Here is a 23,681-nt window from a genome sequence, read left to right on the forward strand (position 1 = left end):
GGCGCCATTCAGGCGCGGAACACCGCGCGCTGCCGCGAAATCCCATATGAAGTCTCCCAGATTATCGTTTCGATACGCTTCTGGGTCGCTTCGTGGTGATTTATCCCTATTTGCCCGTTTCGCGCTTGCGGCACGTTTTGCTCTTGGGGGAAGCGTACGGGACGCGACTTAGGGTTGGGGATGCGACATTTCGCCTTCGGCTGAACGGGTTATGACCGTGCCGTGACGCCGAGGGGCGCGGGCATCAGCGCAGGAGGGGGCTGTCAGGGGCCAAGGCCAGGTACAGCCAGCCGTCCTCGATGACCAAGGGCAAGGATGCCAAGGACATACCACGGCAGGGCCCATCGGTGCACAGGCCCGTGTCGGCCTCGAAATGGGCGCCGTGGGCGTAGCACAGGATGCGCTGGCCGTCGCCGGACAGGAAGCGGTCCTTGCGGTATTCCAGCGGCACGCCCTGGTGGGGGCAGTGGTTGCGATAGACCCGGATGCCGTCGCTGCGGCGCAGCGCGAACACCGTATCGCGGCCGGATTTCACCGGGTCGAAACCCCGCGCCTGGCCCACAGGCGGCAGGGCATCGAGGGCGCACAGCGGGGTGCGAGGGCTCCCCTGATTTTGCCCCTGATCCTGCCCCGGGGCTGGCGCCCCGGGGATGTCGGATGGGACGGGCACCTTAGTGCGCGCCGCCCTTGGGCGGCGGGCCACTGGGGAACCACTTCTCCCGCGCCGTGAACAGGAACAGCTGGGAATTGTCGGCCCCCGGTGGACGGTGGCGGGCCTCCCACGCATCGTCGTGCAGGTCCATGTCGGCGTCGTACTCCACATGGCAGCCCAGCGGGCTGTTGAAGTACCAGAACCAGTTGGACCCGAAGTAGTGGCGGCCCGGGCCCCAGAAGGTGGTGTAGCCCTTGGCTTCGAACTGGGTGCCGGCGTGCAGCACCTCGGTTCCGCTACCCAGGTGGAAGGTGAAATGCTCCACCCCCTTCATGAAGGGCGGCGTCTGGATCAGGAACAGGGTGTGGTGGTCCTCCGTGCCCGCCGGGCGCAAGAAAGGGCCGACGCCGATGAACTTGTCCGTCAGGCGGAAGCCGAGGCGGTTCACGTAAAAGGCCTCCGCCTGCTCCATATTGGGGACGAACAGCACCACGTGCGACAGGGTGCGGGGCTCGACCTTCATGTCCCAGTCGATGCCCAGCAGGTTGGGTCCGCGCTGGGGCGGGTGGCCGGGGGCGTTGGTCAGGTCAGGCGGTGCGGTGTAGGGCCGGCGGATGGTCAGCGCGAAGCTGAGATGGAAGCCGGAATCGTCATCGGCGTGCACGCTGCCGCCCTCACCCCGGCGCACCTCACGGTCCTTGGACAACTCGGCGGCGATGGCCTCCAGCGTCGCCGCGTCGCCCACGCCGTAGACGATCTCACGGATGGAGGGGGCGGGGCCGATGGCCGGCGGCAGGCGAGGGTCGTCGGCCGCGCGGATGATGACGCAGGTGCCGTCCAGCGCCTCGAACCGGCCGTCACCGGTCGGCTTCAGGCCGTAGTCCGTCAGGTACTGGCTGCAGGCGTCGACATCGTCGACACCGAACACCAGGGCGTCCGGTCCGATGATATTCATGAGGCGTTCATCTCCCGAGATATGGGGCCGCCCTCTCCCGCGGGGCGATCCAGCCTGAAATCTAGGGATCCGGTCGCGCTGTTAAAAACCGTTCCTATCCATTGCATGTATGGATGAAACCGATGGGTGGGGCGGCGGGCAGGGGCGGCATCTATGGATGCCGCCAATAAATCCGCAGCGGAAATATCCATTTCTCCATGGCCCGTCGCCCCGCCTAGCGTGTCCGCTCAACAAGACCCAGAGGGAGAGGCCCGGCCGCGCCACAGGGCGCCGCCGGGATGGAGACCGCAGCCATGCCCCGCACTTTCGTCCGTTGCCGCCGCCTGTTCACCGGGCTGGAGGATGGATCCCGCGCCGACCAGACCCTGGTGATCGAGGATGGCCTGTTCACCCATGTCGGCCCCACGGCCGAAGCGCCGGCGCCCGGCCCGGATGATGATGTCCTTGGCGCCGGCGACCGTTTCGTCATGCCGGGCCTGGTGGATGCCCACACCCACATCGTCTTCGGCAACGCCCGCAGCGAGGAGGATATCGACTTCTGGGGCACGCCGGAGTTCCGGGCCCTGCGTGGCCTGTTCTTCGCCCAGCGGGTGCTGGCGGCGGGCTACACCTCCATCGTCGTGCCGGGGGATGCCGGCAACTGCAGCATTTCCGTCCGCGACGCCATCAACGCCGGCCTGTTCACTGGCCCCCGCATCGCCGCCAGCAGCTGCGTCATCGCCAACCGGCACAGCCTGAACGACTGGTTTCCCGAGCATGTCGGCACGCCGGATTATGTCACCGGCCGCCTGTGCACCACGCACGACGCCCAGATCGAGGAGGTGCGGCGCCAGGCCAAGGCCGGGGTGGACGTCATCAAGATCGCCATGGACGGCACCCATTTCCGTGAGGATGGCACCCACATCGCCGCCTTCACGCAGGACGAGATCGGCGCCATGGTGGCGGAGGCCCATCGCCTGGGCAAAAAGGTGGTGACCCACGCCTATGGTAAAGAGGCGGTATTGTACGCCGCCCGGGCCGGGGTGGATGTCATCAACCACGCCTTCTTCGCCGACGACGAATGCATCGAAGCGATGTTGAAATCCGGCAGCCATGTCAGCCCCACCCTGACCTTCCTGCGCAACAACGTGGAATTCGGACAGCCGCACGAGCCCACCGCCGGTTCGGGCTACCAAGGGGCGCAGCGCCGCGTCATCGAGGTGGCCAGGCGCACCCTGGGCCGGATGCGCCAGGCCGGCGTGCCCTTCATGACCGGCAGCGACAGCGGCTTCGCCGTCACCCCCTATGGCGAATGGCATGCGCGCGAGATCGAGATTCTGGTGGACTGGCTGGGCTTCACCCCGGCCCAGGCCCTGCGTGCCGCCACCAGCGTCTCCGCCCGCGCCATGCCGCGCGGCCACACCCTGGGCGCCATCGATCCCGGCCGGCGGGCGGACTTCATCTTCGTGGACGGTGATCCGCTGGCCGATGTCGCCGTGCTGCAGCGGCCTGGCGCCGTCACAGCCGTCCACATCGGCGGCGTGGCGGTGGCCGTGGAGGCGCGACGCTATGACCCATACAAGGTCACCCATCTCAGCAGCCTGAAATGGACGGACGTCTACACCCGCGACCGTGCCGCCGAGCTGGGCCTGTGGCACAGTGCGGCCCAATAAGTCGCTTGAAGGGAGAACGCGATGACCGTGCTCAGCTGCACCGTGGCGCTGAAACTGGTGGAGGCCATCCTGGCCGAGGGCAAGGCGCGTGGCTTCGCGCCGCTGACCGCCGCCGTGCTGGACGCTGGCGGCCATGTGGTGGCGCTGGCGCGCGACGACGGGTCCAGCCTGCTGCGGCCGCAGATCGCCACGGGCAAGGCCTGGGGCGTGCTGGGCATGGGCTTCGGCGGGCGGGAGCTGGCGCAACGCGCCGCCAAGATGCCGGCCTTCTTTACCGCCGCCATCGAATTGGCCGACGGCAAGATGGTGCCGGTGCCAGGCGGGGTGCTGATCCGCGATGCCGACAACCGCATCGTCGGCTCGGTCGGCGTATCCGGCGACACCTCCGACAATGACGAAATCTGCGCCGTCGCGGCGCTGGCGGCGGTGGGCGGCCCGCTGGGCCTGAAGGCCGACACCGGTGCCGCCTGACCTTCCAGCCCTTCAGTGGTGATGATGCCCGCCGCCGCCGGTGGCGAAGGGGTGGCGCTCGGCTTCCTCCGCCTTGGCCGCCAGCACGGCGATGGCGGCCGGCGTGGCGGGGAACGGGCCCTGCCAGATGGCGCGCAGGGCGCCCCGGCTGTCCACCAGCACCAGCAGCGGCCCCTCCGGCGCGCCACCGATGGTGCGGTAGGCCACGGCGGCCTCAGGCACCGTGCCGCCGCAGGCGCCGGCGGGGGGCGGCTGGTCGGGGTTGGTGCTGACGATGACGGGCACGACCGACGTCGCCCGCACCGCCGCCAGGGCCGGGGCCGGCACGTCGCTATAGCCGATGGCCAGCAGCAGGGGATGGCCCGCCAGGTCGGCCAGGCTGCCCGCCTTGGCCAACGCGCTGTCGGCCGGGCAGGTCAGGTCCAGCTCCGGCGCCGGCATGCCCCAGGTCCACACGCCCTTGGCCTCCGCCACCGTCGTGCCGCTGTTCAGGGTGTGGATATAGTCGATGAGGGCCCAGCGATCGTCTTCCGACAGCTGGCCCTCGAAGGCCGGCATGACCGGCTTGCCGTCGGGATCGGGCATGCCGTGGCTCAGCCACCAGAAGATGTCGCCCTCGCTGTGATCCAGCAGATGGTGGGCGGTCAGGTCGGCGGGCGGGACGCTCAGCTTGGCCGCGTCGGGCCCGTCACCGCCGCCGCCCGCGCCATGGCAGCGGGCGCAGTGGCCGGGGAACAGGGCGGCCCCCTGCGCCACCGAGGCGGCGGTGAAGCCGGTGGGGGACGACCAGTAGCTGGTGGGGAAGGCCTCCACCGTCAGCAGGTCCAGGTCGGGCACGCCGAACCACAGGGCGGCGCCGGCGGCGGCCAGGGCCGGCAGGCGCAGGGCCAGGGCGGGACGGCGCCAGGCTCCGGGCCATGGCGGCAGGATGGCCAAGACCAGGGCCAGGACGCCCAGGCCGGTCAGGCCGATGGCCGTCCAGGCCATGCCGCCGTAGTCGGGATCGGACAGAATCTCGCCGCTGAGCTTGCGGGTAAAGGGCCACAGCGGCTGGTCATGCACGCCCGGCACGATGCTGGCCAGCCAGGCGGCCAAGGCCACCACGGCGGTGCCCAGGGACAGTTCCACCAGCACGCAAGCGCGCAACAGCCCCAGCGGCGCCGTCCCCCGGGCCAGGCCCGGGGCGATGCGCCAGCGGTTGAGCGCGGCGCAGCCCAGCATCAGGGCGAACAGGACGGCCTTGGCGATGGCGACATGGCCATACGTGGTGCCGATCAGGCCGGCCAAGGTGCCGATCAGGCCCACGCCGTTCAACAGGGCGGTCGCGGCCAGCAGGGTGACGCAGGTGACGCCCAGGGGAGAGAAGCGTGTGGCCAGGTCCGCCGCCAGCGCCGGGCGCGACAGGGCCAGCAACAACCCCGCCATGCCGCCCAGCCAGGCGCCGGCCGCCAGCAGGTGCAGCACCTCCGCCGCCAGGCCCGGCAGGCTGGCGGCGTCGAAGGTGACGGCGACATGGCCAACGCCGGCGTGCAGGGCCAGCGACAGGCCCAGCAGGCCGGCCAGCCCTTGCACCGACAACCGCTTTTCCAGGATCACCGCCGCGACCAGCAAGGCCAGGCGGGGCAACACGACATGGCCGTAACGGGTGGCCGCCGTGGGGGCCAGCGCACCCAGCACGGCGGCGGGACTGCCGTCACCCACGAACACGGCCGCCTGCGCGGCGAACCACGGCAGTCCGGCCGCCACGGCCGCTCCCGCCGTCCCACGCGTCCAGCGGCGCAAGGTGGCGGTCAGGTCGTCACGGGCGGGGCCCGCCGGCGCCTTCGCCACCACCAGGGCGGCGAAGGCGGGCAGGCCCCAGGCGACCAGCGCCAGGGCGAGGTGTAGCGCCCGGGCGATGGCCAGGCCGGTTTCCAACGTGCTCATGAGAGGGGTTTAGACGCCTTACTTCTGAACCTCAAACGTGAAGCTGCCGTTGGACTTGTGAGTATCGACCGAGGTGACGGCCCAGGTCACCGTGTAGGTGCCAGGGGCCGCCCCGTCGATGCTGACGATCAGGTGCTTGGCATCCGCCGGATCGGTGTGGGTGTCGCCCTTGTCCACCTTTTTGCCATTCTGACCGGGCCCCGTGACGGTGATGCTGCTGAACTTGGGTTCCAGGTCCTCGGTGAACCAGGCTTCCACCTGGGTGGGGCCGGCGACGGTGCCGCTGGCGGTGGGGACGGAGCGCTTCAGGTGGGCATGGGCGGCGGCGGTCCCGGCCAGGCCCAGGGCGATGACGAAGGCGGCGACGGAGGCCGCGACGGTGCGGGAGGTCATGGGACGTATCCTTGAAGGGGATGGGGAAACGGGTGACGTGACCGGCATTATGGCGGCGCGTTTCAGAGCGACACTTTCAGGCCGCCGAAGAAAGTCCGCCCCGGGAAGGGATGGTAGAGGAAGTACTTCTCATCATTGAGATTGTCGACGCCCAGATCCAGCGTCAAATTGTCCAGCACCTTGTAGTTGATGTGGACATCGGCGACCAGGAAGCTGTCGAAGGCGCCGAAGACCTTGGCTACGCTGTCGGTGTTGTCCACGGTCGAATACTGTTTTCCACTATAACGGCCGGCAAGGGTGAAGGCCCATTGCTCGTCCGGCCGATAGGTCGCCGCCAGGGTGACGCGCCAATCCGGAACGTAGGGCACATGCTTGCCCGTGGCCGTGGTGCCGGTGGTGCTGGCGAAGGTGGGGTCGGACAGGATGGTGCTGTCGACATAGGTGACGCTGCCCGACAGCTCCAGCCCCTTGACCAGCACATCCTGCTGGCTGGCTGCCAGCTCGACGCCACGGTTGCGCACCTCATCCACGTTCACGGTGTAGCTGACCGGCGTGGATCCCGTCAGGAAGGCGGTCTGGGCGATCAGGGCGTCACGGGTGTTCTCCTGGAACAGCGACAGGCGAACCCGGCCGTCCGCGAAGGGACCATCGGTGAAGCTGCGCTCGATGGCCAACTCGCCGCTCAACACCCGTTCCGGCTTCAGGGTGGCGTTGGGCGCGGTATAGGTCAGGCCTGTCTGCACCAGCTGGTACAGCTCGCTGACCGTGGGGAAGCGGTAGGCCTCGCCGAACGAGGCGGTGACGTGCCAGTCGGTGGTGGGTGTCCAGGTCAGGGTCGCCTTGGGCGAAAAGGCTCCCCTTTCCGCGTCCGGCTGCTCCACACCCTTGCCGCCGCTGTAGTTATAGCCGTCGAAGGCCTGCCAGCGCTCCAGCCGGCCGCCCAGGGTGACGGTCCAGTCGGGCAGGAAGCTCCATTCGTCCTGCGCCCACAGGGCCAGGGTCTGGGTCTTGCCCCGGCCGCTGCTGTACAGGCTCTGACCCTGGTCGCTGCCGCCCCGCCAGGTGGCCGTGCCGTAGGTGGGGTTGACCAGTTCATACTGGTCGGCGTGCAGGCCGGCGCTGACGGTGTTGGACGGCGTGGTGCGCCATAGGGCCTTGGCGTCCACATTGGTCCAGTTGGTGCCGTCCATGCGGGCGATGCGGCCGGCGGTGCTGAAGCCGGTACCGCTGGCGGTCACGCCGGTTGGGGTGCGCTGGATGTCGTCCAGCATCTCGTAATAGCTGGCCGTCACCTCCGCGTCCCAGGGGCCCTTGCTGTCGCTGCGCAGGGTGACGCTTTGCGCCAGGTGGCTCTGCCACAGGCTGTACTTGCCGCTGGCGAAGCCGGACAGGCCGGCGAAGGTGGGGGTGCCGACGGCGTCGCGCAGATAGGTCTGCACGTCCGAGGTGGCGTCGTTCTGCCAATAGCCCAGGGTGTAGTTCAGGCGCCAGTCCGGCGACAGGTCATAGCCCAGCTTCAGCTTGGCGTTGGTCATCTGGGTGTGCAGCAGGCCGCTGGCACCCACCACGTCGGCCACGGCCCCCGTCTTGTTCTGCGCCAGGAAGGTGCCGCTGGTGCCGGTGGGCACCTTGCCGTTGGTGACAAAGCTCAGCGGCTGGCTATCGCTGTCCTGGTAGTTGGCGCTGAGCGACCAGGTGAAGCGCCCCATCCGGTCGCCGGCATGGGCGCTGGTTTGCGAGGTCACCAGGTCCTTGTGCGTGCCGTAGAGGCCGAAGCTCTGCACCGCCTCCGACTGGCGGGCATCCGCCTCCAGCTTGTCGGGCGTGCGGGTGGTGATCTGCACCACGCCGCCCATGGAATTGCCGGCGTAGGCGGCGGAATAGGGGCCGTACAGCACGTCGACCCGCTCGATCTCCTCCGGCGCCACCAGGCCCCAGCGCGGGGCGCCGATGGTGTTGTTGTTGGCGATCAGGGCCGAGATCAGCACGTCGTCGGCATAGACCAGGGTGCGGGCGCTGGAGTTCACGCCCCAGGTGCGGGTGGCCAGCACGGCCTGGGTGTCGCCGTTGTTGCGCTTACGCAGGAACAGGCTGGGCAGGTATTTCAGCGCGTCCTCGCTGTCCAGGACGTTCTGGGTCTCCAGGACCGTGGCGCCGGTGACACCCACGGCGGTCTGCGGGGCGGCGTACTTCTCCAAGGCCGGCCGGTCGGCGGTGATGACGATGGGGTTGGTGGCAAGGTCCAGGTCGGCGTCGGCTTCCGGCGCGGCAAAGGATGGGCCTGCCGCCAGGCCAACGCCCAGGGCGATGGCGGCGGTGAGCGGGCGGCGCGAGGGGCGCCGGGATAGGCATACCATGAAGGCGATCCCTTTGGGGGACGGCCGGCGGCGGCCCGGGACGGTGCCGGGCGGCGCGGACACGGCCGTTCAGGACAGGGGGCCGTCGCCGGCCCGGAAAGGGGCCGGACGGCGGGCGATGTGGGGATGCCCGGAGGGTGGGAAGGTCGCTGAAACGCGGGGTGCCCCGGGCTCAGGCGGCCAGGGGCGGGGCGCGGGCGCCGGGGGTGCCGGGCAGTCGCGAGGTGAAACGGCGGGCCCGGGTGCTGGGCCGCCAGCTTTGCCGCGCCTGACGCGTGGGCAGCGCCAGGATCAGCAGCAGCAGCGGGACGGCCAGCGCCGCCAAGGCGGCGAAGGCGCAGGGCCCCATATGGTCCTGGTCGCCGCCCGGCCGGTGGTCGTGATGGCCGGCATGGCCCTGCGGCATCAGCAGGCCGCCCGGTTCCGCATCGGGATGGTGGTGATGCGCGTGCGCCACGGAGGCGGCCGGCACGGCCATGTCCATGGGAGCCAGGACGCGATCCAGCACGTCATGCACGCCAGGGCAGAGCATAAAGGGTGCCGGCCCGCCGCCGGTGTTGACCATGTAGCCGACAGGAATCAACCCGCGCAGCAACACCGCCGCCAGCACCAGCCAAGCCCATCCGCGCGGCATGCGCCGCGCCCGGCCGAGGTCCAGGAACCTCAGCGCGGCGGCCGGCACAGCCGACAGGGGGGACAGGGGGCGGGGTGTCATGGTGCTACTTTTGTGCGCATAAAGATTTTTGATCGGCAACCCGAATGATGTGTCGCCAGCATCCTATTCCGGCTCCGATTTGTCTACCCTGAGATGGATCAAGCCTGGTCTCGGCGCTTCGTTCCGTCGGATCACCAGCGCCCCGGCCTCGCCCCCATGCTGGCGCACCTTCGAGATCAGAACGCCTGTTCTATCCATTTCCACGGCCTGCGATGGGAACCACCACCCTTCCAGCAGCCAAGTTCTCTTGCGTAATCATCAAGTTTGCTGCGTGCCCGTTGTCAGAAATTGGACCGATAGGTGGGTATCGGCGAAGCCGTGTTGACAGTTCTCCAGGCACGTGGTTATCCAAGAATACGAACAATAATTCTAGTTCCGGGGAGGGAATGCTGATGAGCAGGATATGGGGGACGTGCGCCCTGATGCTGGGCGCGGCCGCCGTCGCGGTCCTGGCGGCGGGAACCGCGGGCGCGCAGGAAGAGACGACCTTGCAGGATATCGTCGTGACCGCGACCAAGCGCGCGACCGACGTGCAGAAGACACCCATCGCCATGGACGTGGTCACCGGCGACGCGTTGGCCAACCAGGGCGTGAACAGCGTGGACGCGCTCAACAACGCCGCCCCCGACGTCAACTTCGCCGGTGGCGGCTTGAACACCACGGTCATCACCATCCGCGGCATCTCCAGCCAGGATGTGACGGAACTGGGCGATCCCGCCGTCTCCCTAAACTTCGACGGTGAATACCTGACGCGGCCGCTGGGGCTGAACGGCGTGCTGTTCGACATCAGCCGGGTGGAGGTGCTGCGCGGGCCCCAGGGTACGCTCTATGGCCGGAACGCCACCGCCGGCGCCGTGAACATCATCACCAACCGTCCGTCCGACAAGTATGAGGCGTCGGCGTCCCTGGATGTCGGCAACTATGGCTCCATCATCACCCAGGGCATGGTGAACGTGCCGGTCAGCGACACGCTGGCCCTGCGCGCGTCCTTCATGACCGACGACCGCGACGGCTATCGCGACCATGGGGAAAACGGCAAGTCCGATGACGCGCAGATGCGGGCGGCGCGCCTGCGCGCCCTCTACACCCCAACCGACCGCTTCTCCGCCCTGATCACCGGCGAATACATGCGGGCGGGCGGCGTGGGCAACCAGCCTTCCGGCTTCCTGCTGCCCAGCACGCCCGCGACGCTGGGCAAGGTGCCGTCCACGTATCAGCCGGACCTTGGCAACACCGCCAACTGGCCTCTGGACATGAAGGGCTTTTTCCACCTGGACCAGTCGGACCTGCGGTGGGAACTGAACTATGACTTCGATTGGGCGCGGCTGACCTATGTCGGCGGCTACCGCCGCGTCACCAGCCACCAGCTGAACGACATCAGCGGCACCGCCACCCAGGTGGTGGATTACGACAGCCGCAGCGACTACACGACCCAAGGTCATGAATTCCGCCTGTCCAGCGTGGCGGGCAGCCCCTTCAACTGGCAGACCGGCGTCTATTATTCCAATGAGGACCAGTTGACCGACAGCGGCCTGTTCACCCCGGCCACGGTGTTCAACGGCACCCGCGACGTCTACACGGTGAAGTTCAACTATCCCAACGTGAACTCCACCTCCACCGCCCTGTTCGCCCAGGTGTCGGAACCGCTGACCGACAGCCTGACCTTCACCCAGGGCGTGCGCTGGACCCATGACGAGAAGTCGCGCATCGGCACGCAGAACACGCTGAATTTCGGCCAGTACTTCGGCACCGGCGGCCACATCATCGCCTACACGCCGCTGGACGTGGGCGGCCAGGGCTCCTGGTATCGCACCAACTGGCACGTGGGGCTGGATTGGCAGGTGACGCCGGACAGCATGGTCTATGTGAAGGCCAGCAGCGGTTACAAGTCGGGCGGCTTCACCACGGTGAACACCTATGGGCCGGAGGATCTGCGGGCCTATGAGATCGGCACCAAGAACCGCTTCTGGAACAACCGCCTGGAGGTGAACGGCGACCTGTTCCACTACGACTACACCGGCCAGCAGGTGGCCACCTTCGTGCCCACCAACGACGGCAGCGGCCTCAGTGTGCTGTCCACGCAGAACGCCGGCGCCTCCACCATGGATGGTGTGGAGGGCGAGGTGACGGTGAAGGCCACCAGCGACGATAAACTGCACTTCTCCGCCAACTACCTGTTCGCGGAATTCACCAAGTTCACCGGCGCGCAGGCCGTGATCGTCAGCAGCACGTCCGATCCTGGCAGCGTCGCGGTGAACTTGAAAGGCAACACTCCGCCGCAGTCGCCCAAGTGGACCTTGGGGCTCAGCTGGGAACACACCTTCAGCTTCAGCTGGGGCGACATCGTCACCACGGCGCAGGGGCGTTACCTGTCCTCATATTACCTCACGCCCTACAACCTGCCGGCCGACCGGCAGGCGGGCTATCACCAGACCGACCTCAACGTCGCCTACTACGCGCCCAACGGGCATTGGGACCTGATGGCCTATGTCCGCAACCTGGAGGACAACCGGGTGATCACCTACTCGTCCTTCACCTCGCAGGGCGGCAGCAATGTGTATTCCTTCACCTTCGCCCCGCCGTTGACCTACGGCGCGCGGCTGGCCGTGCACTGGTAGGCCTCTTCCTCTCTACCAGTGACGGGTTCTGGGCCCGCCCCCGGGCGCAAAGCCGGGGGCGGGCTTCTTTTCCAGAGGCTTAGAACTTCGCACCGGCGCTGAGGCGGAAGTACCGGCCCAGGATGGCGCTGAAGTAACGGTTGGTGCTGTAGCCCGCTTCCGGGAACGGCAGTTTGGTGTTCAGCACGTTGTCCACCATGAAGCGGACGCGGTAGCCGCCGTCGAACTCATACCCCGCCGAGGCGTTGAACATCACGTACGGGTCCATGATCGGGTACTGGTAGTTGGACAGCGGCGTATTCACGCTGATGCGGGTTTCGCTGTAGTACTGGGTCTGCCACAGGAAGTCAAAGCCGCCATTCTTGTAGTTGACGTTGGCGGTGAAGTTGTTGCGCGGCTCCTGCACGCCGCCGACCGTGTACTGCTTGTCGCCGGTACCCACCTTGTAATAGTGACTGAAGGTGTGCAGGTAGTTGACGCTGAAGTCGATGGCGCCATAGTTCTCCGGCAGGCCCAAGTCGCTAAGGGCGAAGGGGTAGTCCAGCACGGCCTGGAAGGCTTTGAAGCTTTCAATGGCGGCGTTGTAGTAGCCCTCGGCCACCGATGTCACCTGCCCGGTATTGTCGCGGACGAAGGTGCTGCAGAAGGAATTGCCAGGGGCGCCGTCATAACAAGCGTCCAGCAGATCAGTGGCGCTCAGTTGCGCGATCTCATTGGTGATGTCGATGCTGATGTAATCACCGGACAGGGTCAGGCCGGGAACGAACCGGGGGCGCAGCACTGTGCCCACCGTCCAGCTGTCGGCGATTTCATTCTGCAGGTGCGGGTTACCGGAGCTGGTGCCCGGGATGGTGAAGTCCACGATGTTGGAGGTGAAGGGTTGGGTGATGCCGGCGGCCGCGCAGTTGGCGGCGCGCGCGGCCGGGTTGGGCCCGCCTTTGATGTAGCGGGCATCGCAGGGATCGTCGGCGGTGTCGAAGATCTGGCCCGTGGGGCTAAAGGCCTCGGTGATGGCCGGCGCGCGGAAGGACCGGGTGTAGTTGCCGCGCAGGGTGATGTCGCGGATGGGCTGATAGGTGCCGCCGCCGGTATAGGACCAGAAGGTGCCCGTCTGGCTGTTGTCGACGAAACGGGCCGCCCCCTGCAGTTCCAGGTTATAGATCAGCGGCAGATTCATGTCCGGCGCCACCACCGGAATGTCCACTTCGCCGAAGCCTTCGTTGGTATGGTATTCGCCGGCCACCGGATCGATGGGGATGCTGTTGCCGAACTGCGTCCGGGTACCGTCGCCGTTGGGCTGGCCGTAATAGAAGGCGCCGGGATCGAAGTCCGTCGTTTCACGACGATATTCATATCCCAGCGAGAACTTGGCGTCGCCGGCCGGCAGCTTGACGATGTTGCCGTTGATGTCGGCCACAACATCGTACTGGGCATTGTTCTGCTTGGGCTTGGCGATGGCGGTGACGTAGTCGATCGCCGCCTGGCTGGCCTGGTTGATACCGAAGATGTTCAGCGGCGCGCAGGTGCTGCTGAGGGTGGCGATGGCGGCGTTGGTGTAGCCGGGGGCGCAGGTGATGTTGCCGTTTCCGTCCCGCACCGCATTGATGGCGTTGAAGAAGTTCTGGGTCACCAGTTCGCGGGCTTCGGTATCGGTTTCCGCATGGCCGTAGTTGCCAGTGATTTCCCAGTTGAAGGTGCGGTTCAGCGCATCGAAGTCACCTTCCAGGCCCGCGACCACGCGGTAGGTGGTGGTCGTGCTCTGGAAGGCGCCGGTGGCTAGATCGGTGTTGGCGCGGGCCATATAGAAGGTGCTGGGATCCCCACCATAAGCGTTCAGGTTACTGATGATGGTCGCGCGGTCGGCGGCGCTCAGATAGGGATTGTCCGTGCTCAGGACCAGGTTGCCATTGGGGTCGCCCGCGTTACCGAACAGGGCGGTGTTGTAATAGGGCTGGTCGCGGAGGTTCTGCGCCCGCGAGCGGCCATACCACAGCTCGCCGTTGAAGCGCAGATGGTCGGTGATGTCGTAATGACCCAGCGCCGTGACCTGTTCCCGATTACTCTGTGTTTCCAGGTTGGCGAAGTCGGCGATGGGGAAGCCGCTGCCGCCCGCCTGGTAGAGAGAGCTGCCGGTCAGCTGGCCGTTGATGAAGGGCGTCAACTGGCCGTTGGGGCCGAAGAACAGAGCTTGACCGGCGTCGTTGGTGATGGCGTAGGCTGGCTGGCCCCGGGAGATGGGAACACTGTCGTCCACCATGGGCATGCCGGTGTTGGTGAACACGTTGTAGTGCTCGCCGCCGGAATACAGTTGCTGGGTGTAGGTGTGGCCCTTGGTGGCGCTGCCGAAGAAGTTATTGGCGCCGCCGGTGATGCTCTTGCGGTCTTCCGTGGTCAGGCCGTTCTGCTTGTCGTACTGGGCGGCCACGGTGATGTTGCCGCGACCGTTGTTGAAATTCTGCCCGAAGACGACCGAGGCGTTGTAGTCGGCGGCGTCGCCGTACTCCGACAAGCCGCTCTGCACGTTGACGTCGACGCCCTGGAAATCCTTCTTCAGGATGATGTTGATGGTGCCGGCGATGGCGTCGGAACCGTAGGTGGGCGCGCCGCCCACCGCCACCACTTCCGTGCGGTCGATCAGGGCGACAGGGATGGACGAGAGGTCCACCGGGCTGCCGGCCACGGGGCCGAAGATGGACGAGGTGGCCGGAGAGACGAAGCGGCGGCCGTTCACCAGGGCCAGGGTGCGCTGGGACCCCAGATTGTACATGTTGGCGAAGGTCTGGCCCGCGCTGAACGAACCCTGGCTGCCGATGGTGCTGTTACCCGGCACGCTGAAGGCCGGCAGCTCTTGCAGCGCTGTGCCCAGATTGGTGAAGCCGCGCTTGGCGATCTCGTCTGAGCCTAGGACTTCCGCTGGCTGCATGGTGTCGAAATTGGCGCGCTTGATGCGGGAACCCGTCACGACGATTTCGTTGAGGGAGGATTGCTGAGCGCCGTTGCTGGCGGTGGTGTCGTCCGTCTGCGGAGCCGTTTGCGCCACTTGCGCCTGTGCCGCAGGCGCCGGAATTACCTCGCCGGCCTGCTGGCCCCAGGCGCTGGCGGCCGTTCCCATGGCGCCGATGGCGGCACCAACCATTAAGCTGAAGCGCAAGGGATTGATTTTTTGGGAAAAATGCGACGATTGGGTAGACCGGCCCATAGTTGCCCCCGTTGTTTTTGATGCCCGTTATGGCACCAATGGGAGGTTGACCAAATGGTCAGGGTCAATCCTGTTTTATTGCTCGACTGTTAATGTTCATGACGAACGTCGCAAGAATGCAACACGGCCGATATAATTTTATAACTTTCTGGTGCGGCGATAGGACCGCACCATCTCCCGTTCGGGTTAAATCGGCTCAACCTATCGGCGTGGTCATTTGGTGTATCCGATTACGGGCGTAGGATGCCCGCCCGGGCAATGCGCCGAGGAGTGATCACCCAGGACGCGACTCAGACAGGGCCGGTTTCACGCCGCGTCCCACCCCAGCGCCAAGGCGCCGGCCAGGCCCGCGTCGACGCCCAGGCCCGGCGGCACGATGAAGCCTGTCAGGCCTCCGGTCAGCGCGGGGTGGTCGATGTAGCCGCCGATGTGGCGTTCGGCATGATGGCGGACGCGGTCCAACAGGCCGGGGCGCCCGCCGACGCCCCCGCCGATGACGATGCGCTGGGGCGACAGGACGAACAGCAGGTTGGCCGCCATCTGGCCCAGATAGTCGCCCACCAGGTCCCAGACGGGATGGTCGTCGGCCAGCTCCGTGGCCGGCCGGCCCACGCGCGCCTCGATGGCGGGGCCGCAGGCGAGACCCTCCAGGCAGTCGCCATGATAGGGGCAATGGCCGCCGTAAGCGTCGCGGGCCGGGTCGCGGCGCACCAGCAGGTGGCCACCCTCCGGGTGCACCAGGCCATGCTGCGGGCGCCCGCCCACCACGACGCCCACGCCGATGCCGGTGCCCACGGTCACGTAGACATGGCTGTCCAGGCCCCGCGCCGCCCCCCAGCGGCCCTCGCCCAGGGCGGCGCCGTTGACGTCGGTGTCGATCGCGACGGGGACACCCCCCTCCTTCAAGTGTCCAAGCGCGTTGGCCAGTTGGTAGCGCACCGGCGCGCCGGTCCACCCCGGCTTGGGCGTGCGGGTGATGGCACCGTAGTCCGGGCGGTTGGGGTCCAATTGCAGGGGCCCAAAGCTGGCCACCCCCACGGCGTCCAGGCCGCCCATGCGCCCGCCCAACGCGTGCAGCGTCTCGACGCAGCGCGTCAGCGTCTCCTCCGGCGTGGTGGTGGGGATGCGGACGGTTTCGATGGATTGGGGCCGGGTGCCGCCGTCCATGACGGCCGCGCCCACGACGGCCTTGGTGCCGCCCAGTTCCACCGCCCCGATGCGCCTCATGGCCGGACCTCGATCCAGCGCGCCTGCCATGGACCGAGGGACAGGGCCGCCAGGTCGGTGTCTTCTTCCGCCACCACATCCCGGCCGGCGGGCCCGATCGGCAGCGATAGCGTGACCGTCCCGCTCGTCAGGTTGGCCAGGCACAGCAGCGGGCGGGTGCCGACGCGCTCGAAGCCCAGCACCCCGCTGGGCAAGCCGGTCAGGGGACGCGCCGGTTCCGCGCCGTGCAAGGCGGGCAAGCCGGCGCGGACCTGGATCAGCCGGCGCAGGGCCGCATGGCACCTGCCCGCGGCGGTGTCGCCGCCGCGCAGGGCGGCGCGATCCCAATCCATGGCGGGCCGATGCAGCCAGCGGCCTTCGCCGGCGGGGACGCTGGCCAATGGCGCGTTGGTCAGCGCGATCTCATCCCCCATGTACAGCACCGGCAGGCCATCCAGGGCCAGGGTCACCTGGTACAGCTGCAGCAAGCGGGCCAGGGCGGCGTCCGTGTCCGCTTCGCCGGGGCGCCCCTCCGGCCGCAAGCCCACCAGCGAGGCCGCCATGCCGTTGGTGCTGGGCGCGCCGCCGCCGTCCGCCTGGAAGGCGGCGCCCATGGCGTAGCTGCCCGGCAGGGCGCCGGCATAGAAGGCGGAAACCCGGTGCAGCGTTTCCGCCGGTATCAGGGCGGCCAGCGCGTCCCAGATGATGTCGTCATGGCAGCGGACGTAGGTGATCCAGGCCGCCTGCCGCGGCCGCCCGGCCAGCCGATCCAGCAGGGCATGGGCGGGGGTCGCGTCGCCGGTGGCTTGGGCCAGCCACAGGGCCGTCATCATGCCGTTGTTGTAGGCCAGGTGGCATTCGTTGGCGGCCGGCCGCCCGGTGGCCTCGTCCCGGCCGAAGAAGGACACCACGTCGTCCGGGTCGACGATGGCCTCGCCCTTCAGCAGCACACCCGGCGCCGCGATGGCCAGCAGCGCCCGCCAGGCCTGCACGATCCAGTGGGTCTGCGGCAACCCCCGGCAGGACGTGCCCGGCGCCTTCCACAGGAAGGGTGTGCTGTCCAGGCGGAAGACGTCCACGCCCTGGTTGGCCAGGTGCAGCAGCACATCCAGCATTTCCAGGAACACGGCCGGGTTGGCGTAATTCAGGTCCCATTGGTAGGGGTAGAAGGTGGTCCACACCCAGGCGCCGCCGCCATCGCGGGCCAGCGACGGTTCGGGGGTGAAATTGCCCGGCGCCGTCTTGGGGAAGACCTGGCCCAGCGTGGCCTCATAGGCGGCGACCTCGTCCGCGCTGTCCAGCACGTGGTAATAGGCGCGATAGACGGGATCGCCCGCCCGCGCGGCCTGGGCCCAGGCATGGTCGCGGGCGGTATGGTTGCACACCACGTCCAGGCACAGGGCCATGCCGGCCTGGTGGGCATCCTCGGCCAGCGCCCTCAAATCCTCCGCCGTGCCCAGGCGGGGTTCCACGGAGCGATAGTCGGCGACGGCGAAGCCGCCGTCGTTATCGCCGGACTGCATGGCCAGCAGGGGCAGGGGGTGGAGGTAGGTCACGCCCAGTTCCGCCAGATAGTCCAGCCGCCGCCGCACCCCGGCGAGCGTGCCGGCGAAGCGGTCGACGTAGAAGCAATAGCCCAGCTGGTTCGGACGCTGGAACCAGTCGGTCTCCGCCTGCCGTCGCGCGTCCAGGTCGGCCAGAGCCGCCGTCCGGTTGCGCGCCGCCCGGATCACGGCCTCACGAACCTGGCTCAGCCAGCCCTCCAGCGCCGGGACCTCGCCGTACAGGCGCCGCAGCAGGGCGTCGGCCACCAGCCAATGCCGGTCGAGGCGATCATGCAGGCCCGTGGCCCGGCTGAAGACGGAAGAGGTCATGCCGTGAAAGTCCCAGGAGGATCCATGTCAAAAAAAGCCGGCTGGCGGGAGGGGTGCCCGCGACGGGCGGTCCCACGACGGGCGGTCCCGCGACAGGCGGTCCCACTGGGGAGGAAAGTGGGGCCCGCCAGCCGGCACAGGGTCAGAAGCTGTATTTGACGCCGGTCTTGAAGGTGCGGCCGTTGATGGACCGCGCCAGCAGGATGCCGTTGCTGGGCAAGGCATCGGTGGTGCCGTCCACCTCCGTCAGGCCCAGGGTGTTGAACAGGTTGTTGGCGGAGAACGACCAGACGATGTCGTTGGTCAGGTTGTAGGTGGCGAACAGGTTGACCTGGGCGTACCCGGGCATCACCAGCTTGTTGGTGGGGTCGGCGTAGCTGTCGGTGGTGCCGATGATGTTCACGCCCACGCTGTAATCGTTGCCCACATAGGACGGGGTGATCTGGTAGACGAAATCGGCCTGGCGCTGGGGCACGTTGCCCACGTCGCTGGGGGTGATCTCATCCTTTGTGATGCGGGAATGGGTGTAGGTGACGCCCGCGTCCAGCTGGAAGGCGCCATAGCGGTAGCTGGCCTCCAGCTCCGCCCCCTCCGCGTCATAGACGCGGGAGATGAAGCGCTGGGTCAGCGAGGTCACGTCCTGGTTGGCCTCCTCGGTATTGGCGTAGAAGCCGGTGAGGAAGACGCTGACGCCGATGTCCGACCGCCACTTCACGCCGCCCTCGGCCTGCTTCACCTTGTTCACCGCGTTCTGGTAGGCGGTGGAACCGTCGGGGTTGATGGAGCCGAAGGCCAGGCGGTCGGCGTTGGCGCGCCCGCCTTCGCTGTAGCGCACGAACAAGGCCAGGTCGTGATCGATCTCGTAGTTGGCGCCGATGGAATAGGAGATGTAGTGCCAGTCGTAATTCACCGGGCTGGCCGCCGACTGGTTGACCACCGGCACCGTCAGCTCCGGCACCTGCAACACGCCGTCCTGGTTCACGTCCAGGGACGTGGTGCCGGTGGGGCCGGCGTAGGTGCCGGACGCGTGGCCGTAGTCATAGCGCAGGCTGGCGTCCACCGTCAGCTTGTCCCACGCCCAGTTCAGGGCGGCGTAGGGCGCGTCGATGTCATAGTGCATGTCATAGCTGCGCACGCAGCAATTGCCCCAATAGGGCTCGCCATAGGCGACCAGGCCGTTGGAGGTGACGGCCTTGCCGCTGGAATTCAGTACGTTCAGCAGCACGGCGTCCTTGCCGTTGACCGTCTCCAGATAGGTGTTCCAGTGCCAGTCCATGTCGATGTTCTGGCGGGCCTTGTAATAGCCGAACGAGACCGTGCCCTTGCCCAGGGGCAATTCATCCAGCGTCTTGCTGACCTTCAGGTCGTTGGTATAGGTGCCCAGGTCGTTGAGTTTGACGTTGAACAGGGCGATGCGGGACGCCAGCCCGTTGCCGCCCACGCTGGCGGCGCCGACCGTCTGGCCGGCGTTGGGGCCCGTCGCATATTGCAGCGTGGCGCCGGTGCCGCCGATCTCCGTCGCCAGGACGGAGGCGCGGTCCACCTCCTGCGGATAGGGGCCGACGAAGTCGCCGGTGTTGTCGGCCACGCGGAACTTGTCGTCCAGCGTCCAGCCGGGCGCCACCTCGAACTGGGCCTGGCCGCCGAACGCGGTGCTGACCGGGTGGTAGCCGTCGCCGATGTTGGTGGTCAGCCGGTTGCCGTTGGCGTCCACCGCCAAATCCTTGCGGAAGTAGGGTGACTGGAAAGCGCCGCTCAGCGCGTCGAACCCGGGCAAGGAGGAGATGTGCGGGTTGTTGCCGCTGCCGGAAATGGCCAGCGGTACCGGCAGGTAAACGGGCGAGCGGTCGTTCAGGTATTTGAAGTCCAGGCGGATGAAGCCCTTTTCCATGTCGTGGGTGACGTTGGCCTTCACCTGGCCGCCGTTCATGGCGTCGTCATAGCCGACGGAACGCGGGCCCTCGCCGGTGTGGTAATAGCCGCCGACATGGAAGCGCCAGCCGGGTGCGATGGGGCCGCCATAGGCGAAGTCGGCCCGCGTCTCGTTATAGTCCAGGCCCCGGGTCAAGCCGATGGCTCCGCCTTCCTTCTCGCCCGTGTCGCTGACGAAGTTGATGACGCCGCCCGGCGCGTTGCTGGCGAAGGTGGAGGCGGAGCCGCCGCGGATGGCCTCCACCCGCGCCACGTTGTAGTCGGCCCGCAGATAGGTGTCGGCGGTACCGAAGGCGATGTCCCCGAACTGCATGACGGGCAGGCCGTCTTCTTGCAACTGCAGGAACTTGGCGCCGCCCGAGGCCACCGGCAGACCGCGCACGGCGATGTTGGCGTTGCCTTCGCCGCCCGACGCCTCGGCCCGGAAGCCGGGGATGTTGCGCAGGATGTCGGCGGCGCTGCTGGGCGCGGACTGGGCGATCTGGGCCGGATTCAGCGTGCTGACAGAGACGCTGGTGTTGAACTTCGACATTGGCAGGGCGGTGGCCGTGACGATGATGTCATCCAGGTCCAGCCCCTGCTGCGCCGGGCCCTGGGTGGGATCTTCGGCCGCCAAGGCGGGGGTGAACAAGGCAGGCGTGGTGGTGACGGCGGCGCCCAACAGCAGGGCGCGGGCCAAACGGCGCTTCATGGTGATCTCCCTCGTTCGTTCTTTTTTGATTGTCGTTTTGGGGGCGACCTCCCCGGCCGCCTCGAACGCCGTTACCCAAACACACGCTGCAACCGATTGCAATACCGTTTCTGCGCAAGTTTGCGCAATTTCCAAGTGGTCAACGCGCCGGATAAGAAAGTGGGGCAAGGGAAACCCAGCAATATCAGGCGGTTTCCTTTTGTGGATGGACTTAAGGTGCGCTCACGACCGGCTACGACAAATACAACCGATTGCAATTTGGCCGCGGCGGCGTCAAGGTGCGCCAAGTCCGGGTTTGGCCCGGAACCGAAAGACAAGCAAAATATGAGGGAGGACGGGATGAACGGCGGCAGTCCGCTGGGGTCCTGGGATGTGGCAATCATCCTGGTGTATGTCGTGGTCATCATCGCCATCGGCCTGGCGGTCAGCCGGCGCCAGCGCACGGCGTCGGATTATTTCCTGGCCCACAAATCCAAAACCTGGCCCGTCATCGGCCTGGCGCTGCTGGCCTCCAACATCTCCAGCACCACGCTGATCGGCTTGGCGGGCGCCGCCTACGACCACGGCATCGCCGTCTTCGACTATGAATGGATGGCCGGCATCGTCCTGGTGTTCTTCTGCATCTTCCTCTTGCCCTTCCTGCTGAAGACGGGCGTCTACACCACGCCGGAATTCCTGGAACGGCGCTACGACCGGCGTTCGCGCCTGCTGTTCTCGGGGCTCACCCTGTTCCTGAACATCGCCGTGGACACGGCCGGGACGCTGTATGGCGGGGCGTTGATGTTCCAGCTGGCCTTTCCGGCCGTGCCCATGGGCGTCATCGTGCTGCTGCTGGCGCTCGGGGCCGGCATCTACACCACGGCCGGCGGCCTGGCGGCGGTCATGGTGACGGAAACCATCCAGGCGGTGCTGCTGCTGACGGCCGCCGCCGTCATCGCCGTCATGGCCTTCAGCCAGGCCGGCGGCTGGGACGCGGTGATGGCCGCCACCAAGCCCGAGATGTTGAGCCTCATCCGCCCGGCCAGCGACCCGGTGCTGCCCTGGACGGGCCTGGTCACCGGCGTGCCGCTCATCGGATTTTATTTCTGGTGCACCAACCAGTTCATGGTGCAGCGCGTGCTGTCGGCCAAGAGCATCGACCACGGCCGCTGGGGCTGCCTGTTCGCCGGGCTCTTGAAGCTGCCGGTGCTGTTCCTGATGGTGCTGCCCGGCACCGCCGCCCTGCTGTTGTTCCCGGGCTTGCCGCGCGGCGACCTGGTCTACCCCTCGCTGGTGTTCAAGCTGCTGCCGGCCGGCGTGGTCGGCCTGGTGGTGGCGGGCTTCCTGGCGGCGATCATGTCGGCCACCGCCTCCACCTTCAATTCCGCCTCCACCCTGGTCACCATGGATTTCGTGCGCCTGCGCTGGCCCCACCTGGGGGAGAAGCGGCTGGTGACCACCGGGCGCCTGGCCACCTTGGCGTTCATGGGGCTGGCCGTGCTGTGGGCGCCGCAGATCGCCCGCTTCGGTTCGCTGTGGCAATACCTCCAGGCCATCCTGGCCTACGCCGTGCCGCCGGTGGTGGCCTTGTTCCTGGTGGGGTTGTTCTGGGCGCGGGCCAACGCCACGGGGGCCTTCGCCGCCTTCGCCGGCGGGCTGGCCCTGGGTTTGGGCCTGTTCGTCTATTGCGTGGTGCTGGGCCATGGCGGCCCGCATTTCCTGCTGATGGCGCCCGTGCTGGTTCTGGCTTCCGCCCTCATCCTGGTGGTGGTCAGCCTGGCCACGGGCGACGGCAAGCCGGGCGCCGGCCAATCGAAAGAGGGGGCGGCGCTGGTATGGACGCCGGCCGTCTTCCGGGCGGAGACGGCCACCCTGGCGGGGCAGCCGCTGTGGACGAACTACCGCGTGCTGTCGCTGGGGCTGGTGGGCCTCACCGCGATCCTGGTGTGGTGGTTCCGCTGAGACCGGCCCCGCTGCTGGCCCGCACCACCAGCTCTGTCGGCAGCATGACCGAGCGGGCGGTGCGGCCGGCGATCTGCGCGAACAACAGATCCACCAGCAGGCGGCCGCCGGTGGCGGTGTCCTGGCGCACGGTGGTCAGGGCGGGATTGTAGAAGGCGGCCATCTGGATGTCGTCGTAGCCGACCACGGCCACATCCTCGGGCACCTTCAGGCCCTGGTCCTGCAGGGCGCGGATGGCGCTGATGGCGATGACGTCGGAACAGGCGAACACCGCGTCGAAGGAGGCGCCGCCGCAGATCAGGCTGCGCATCGCCGTCAGCGCCGCGGCGCTGGCGAAGCGCGTGGGCACGTCCAGCGCCGGGTCCGGCGCGATGCCTGCGGCGGTCAGGGCCGCGACATACCCCTCATGGCGCAGGCGGATTTCCGGCACCGCCCGCTGGCCCAGGAACACGATGCGCCGCCGCCCTTGGGCGATCAGGTGGGCCACGGCGCGCTCCGCCCCCGCCAGGTTATCGGATCCCACGGTCACATAGTGCTGCTCGGGCAGTTGGGCGCCCCAGACCACCAGCGGCATGCCGCGGGCGGCCAGCCGCTCCAACCCCAGGTGGGCGGTGCTCTGGCCGATGGCGATCAGTCCATCCACACGCCCGGTGTCGACCAGGTCGGCCATGCCGTTCGTCCGGCCGGGGCCGATCTTGGACAGCAGAAGATCATAGCCGTGGTCGGCCACGGCGTCGGCGATGTGACCCAGCAATTCCAGGAAGAACGGGTCGGAAATGGGCTGGTCGTGTTCGTGCAGCAGGGGGATGACCACGGCGATGGTGTGTGTGTGCCCCTTGCGCAAACCCTGCGCCCGCGTGTCGACCCGGTAGGAGTGGGACTCGACCAGGGCCTGGATGCGGGCCCGCGTCTCCTCATTCACCAGCGGGCTTCCGGACAGGGCGCGTGATACGGTCGATTTGGAAACACCCGCCATGCGGGCGATGTCGTCCATCTTGACCGCGCCCATCTTGGCCCTGGCCTGGCTTTCCTGTGTCGCGGCCGTCGCCGCCGGCTTATCAGCCATGTCCCGATCCTGACAGTTCAACCAGCGGACCAT

Annotated in this window: 15 protein-coding genes; 4 read left to right on the plus strand and 11 right to left on the minus strand. The window is 67.5% G+C overall.

The window, feature by feature from the left end; genetic code table 11:
- Positions 1–244 precede the first annotated feature (244 nt).
- A complete protein-coding gene (locus UAJ10_RS08035; RefSeq protein WP_322914866.1) occupies positions 245–535 on the minus strand; it encodes a Rieske (2Fe-2S) protein in 291 nt (96 codons plus the stop codon).
- 136 nt (positions 536–671) lie between these two features.
- Positions 672–1,607: a VOC family protein gene (locus tag UAJ10_RS08040; RefSeq protein WP_322914867.1), complete on the minus strand. Its 936-nt coding sequence runs from the start codon at positions 1,605–1,607 to the stop codon at positions 672–674.
- A 293-nt stretch (positions 1,608–1,900) separates the two neighbouring features.
- On the opposite strand from UAJ10_RS08040, the gene UAJ10_RS08045 reads away from it, so the two are divergent.
- Together UAJ10_RS08045 and UAJ10_RS08050 are read left to right on the plus strand one after the other, a co-directional pair.
- Positions 1,901–3,259 (plus strand): metal-dependent hydrolase family protein, encoded by a 1,359-nt coding sequence (locus UAJ10_RS08045; RefSeq protein WP_322914868.1) that lies wholly within the window; start codon positions 1,901–1,903, stop codon positions 3,257–3,259.
- Between the two features lie 21 nt (positions 3,260–3,280).
- Positions 3,281–3,730: a GlcG/HbpS family heme-binding protein gene (locus UAJ10_RS08050; protein ID WP_322914869.1), complete on the plus strand. Its 450-nt coding sequence runs from the start codon at positions 3,281–3,283 to the stop codon at positions 3,728–3,730.
- Positions 3,731–3,742: 12 nt separating this feature from the next.
- On the opposite strand, the gene UAJ10_RS08055 is transcribed toward UAJ10_RS08050, so the two are convergent.
- The 4 genes from UAJ10_RS08055 to UAJ10_RS08070 all read right to left on the minus strand — a co-directional run bounded on the left by UAJ10_RS08055 (position 3,743) and on the right by UAJ10_RS08070 (position 9,121).
- Complete coding sequence (locus tag UAJ10_RS08055; protein ID WP_322914870.1) at positions 3,743–5,656, minus strand: CopD family protein; 1,914 nt, start codon at positions 5,654–5,656, stop codon at positions 3,743–3,745.
- Between the two features lie 18 nt (positions 5,657–5,674).
- Entirely contained in the window at positions 5,675–6,049 is a 375-nt protein-coding gene (gene copC, locus UAJ10_RS08060; RefSeq protein WP_322914871.1) for a copper homeostasis periplasmic binding protein CopC, read from the minus strand.
- Between the two features lie 62 nt (positions 6,050–6,111).
- Positions 6,112–8,406, minus strand: coding sequence for a TonB-dependent receptor (locus UAJ10_RS08065; protein WP_322914872.1), 2,295 nt, complete (start codon positions 8,404–8,406; stop codon positions 6,112–6,114).
- Between the two features lie 172 nt (positions 8,407–8,578).
- Positions 8,579–9,121, minus strand: coding sequence for a hypothetical protein (locus tag UAJ10_RS08070; protein WP_322914873.1), 543 nt, complete (start codon positions 9,119–9,121; stop codon positions 8,579–8,581).
- Positions 9,122–9,513: 392 nt separating this feature from the next.
- Here UAJ10_RS08070 and UAJ10_RS08075 point away from each other — a divergent pair, with 392 nt between their 5' ends.
- Positions 9,514–11,739 (plus strand): TonB-dependent receptor, encoded by a 2,226-nt coding sequence (locus tag UAJ10_RS08075; RefSeq protein ID WP_322914874.1) that lies wholly within the window; start codon positions 9,514–9,516, stop codon positions 11,737–11,739.
- Positions 11,740–11,818: 79 nt separating this feature from the next.
- Here UAJ10_RS08075 and UAJ10_RS08080 read toward each other — a convergent pair whose 3' ends face one another.
- From UAJ10_RS08080 to UAJ10_RS08095, 4 genes are all read right to left on the minus strand, one after another.
- Positions 11,819–14,890, minus strand: coding sequence for a TonB-dependent receptor domain-containing protein (locus tag UAJ10_RS08080; protein ID WP_322914875.1), 3,072 nt, complete (start codon positions 14,888–14,890; stop codon positions 11,819–11,821).
- Positions 14,891–15,244: 354 nt separating this feature from the next.
- A complete protein-coding gene (locus tag UAJ10_RS08085; RefSeq protein WP_322914876.1) occupies positions 15,245–16,165 on the minus strand; it encodes an ROK family protein in 921 nt (306 codons plus the stop codon).
- Entirely contained in the window at positions 16,162–18,018 is a 1,857-nt protein-coding gene (locus tag UAJ10_RS08090; RefSeq protein WP_322914877.1) for an alpha-amylase family glycosyl hydrolase, read from the minus strand. The genes UAJ10_RS08085 and UAJ10_RS08090 overlap by 4 nt, the downstream gene beginning before the upstream one ends.
- Positions 18,019–18,160: 142 nt before the next feature.
- Entirely contained in the window at positions 18,161–20,641 is a 2,481-nt protein-coding gene (locus tag UAJ10_RS08095; RefSeq protein ID WP_322914878.1) for a TonB-dependent receptor, read from the minus strand.
- 339 nt (positions 20,642–20,980) lie between these two features.
- On the opposite strand from UAJ10_RS08095, the gene UAJ10_RS08100 reads away from it, so the two are divergent.
- A complete protein-coding gene (locus tag UAJ10_RS08100) occupies positions 20,981–22,582 on the plus strand; it encodes a sodium:solute symporter (protein WP_322914879.1) in 1,602 nt (533 codons plus the stop codon).
- On the opposite strand, the gene UAJ10_RS08105 is transcribed toward UAJ10_RS08100, so the two are convergent.
- Positions 22,551–23,648 carry a LacI family DNA-binding transcriptional regulator gene (locus UAJ10_RS08105; protein WP_322914880.1) on the minus strand — a complete coding sequence of 366 codons (1,098 nt, stop codon included), beginning with the start codon at positions 23,646–23,648 and terminating at the stop codon, positions 22,551–22,553. The two genes, UAJ10_RS08100 and UAJ10_RS08105, sit on opposite strands and share 32 nt — an antisense overlap.
- Positions 23,649–23,681: the final 33 nt, after the last annotated feature.

This window comes from Nitrospirillum guaranorum (assembly GCF_034653275.1).
GTDB lineage: Bacteria > Pseudomonadota > Alphaproteobacteria > Azospirillales > Azospirillaceae > Nitrospirillum.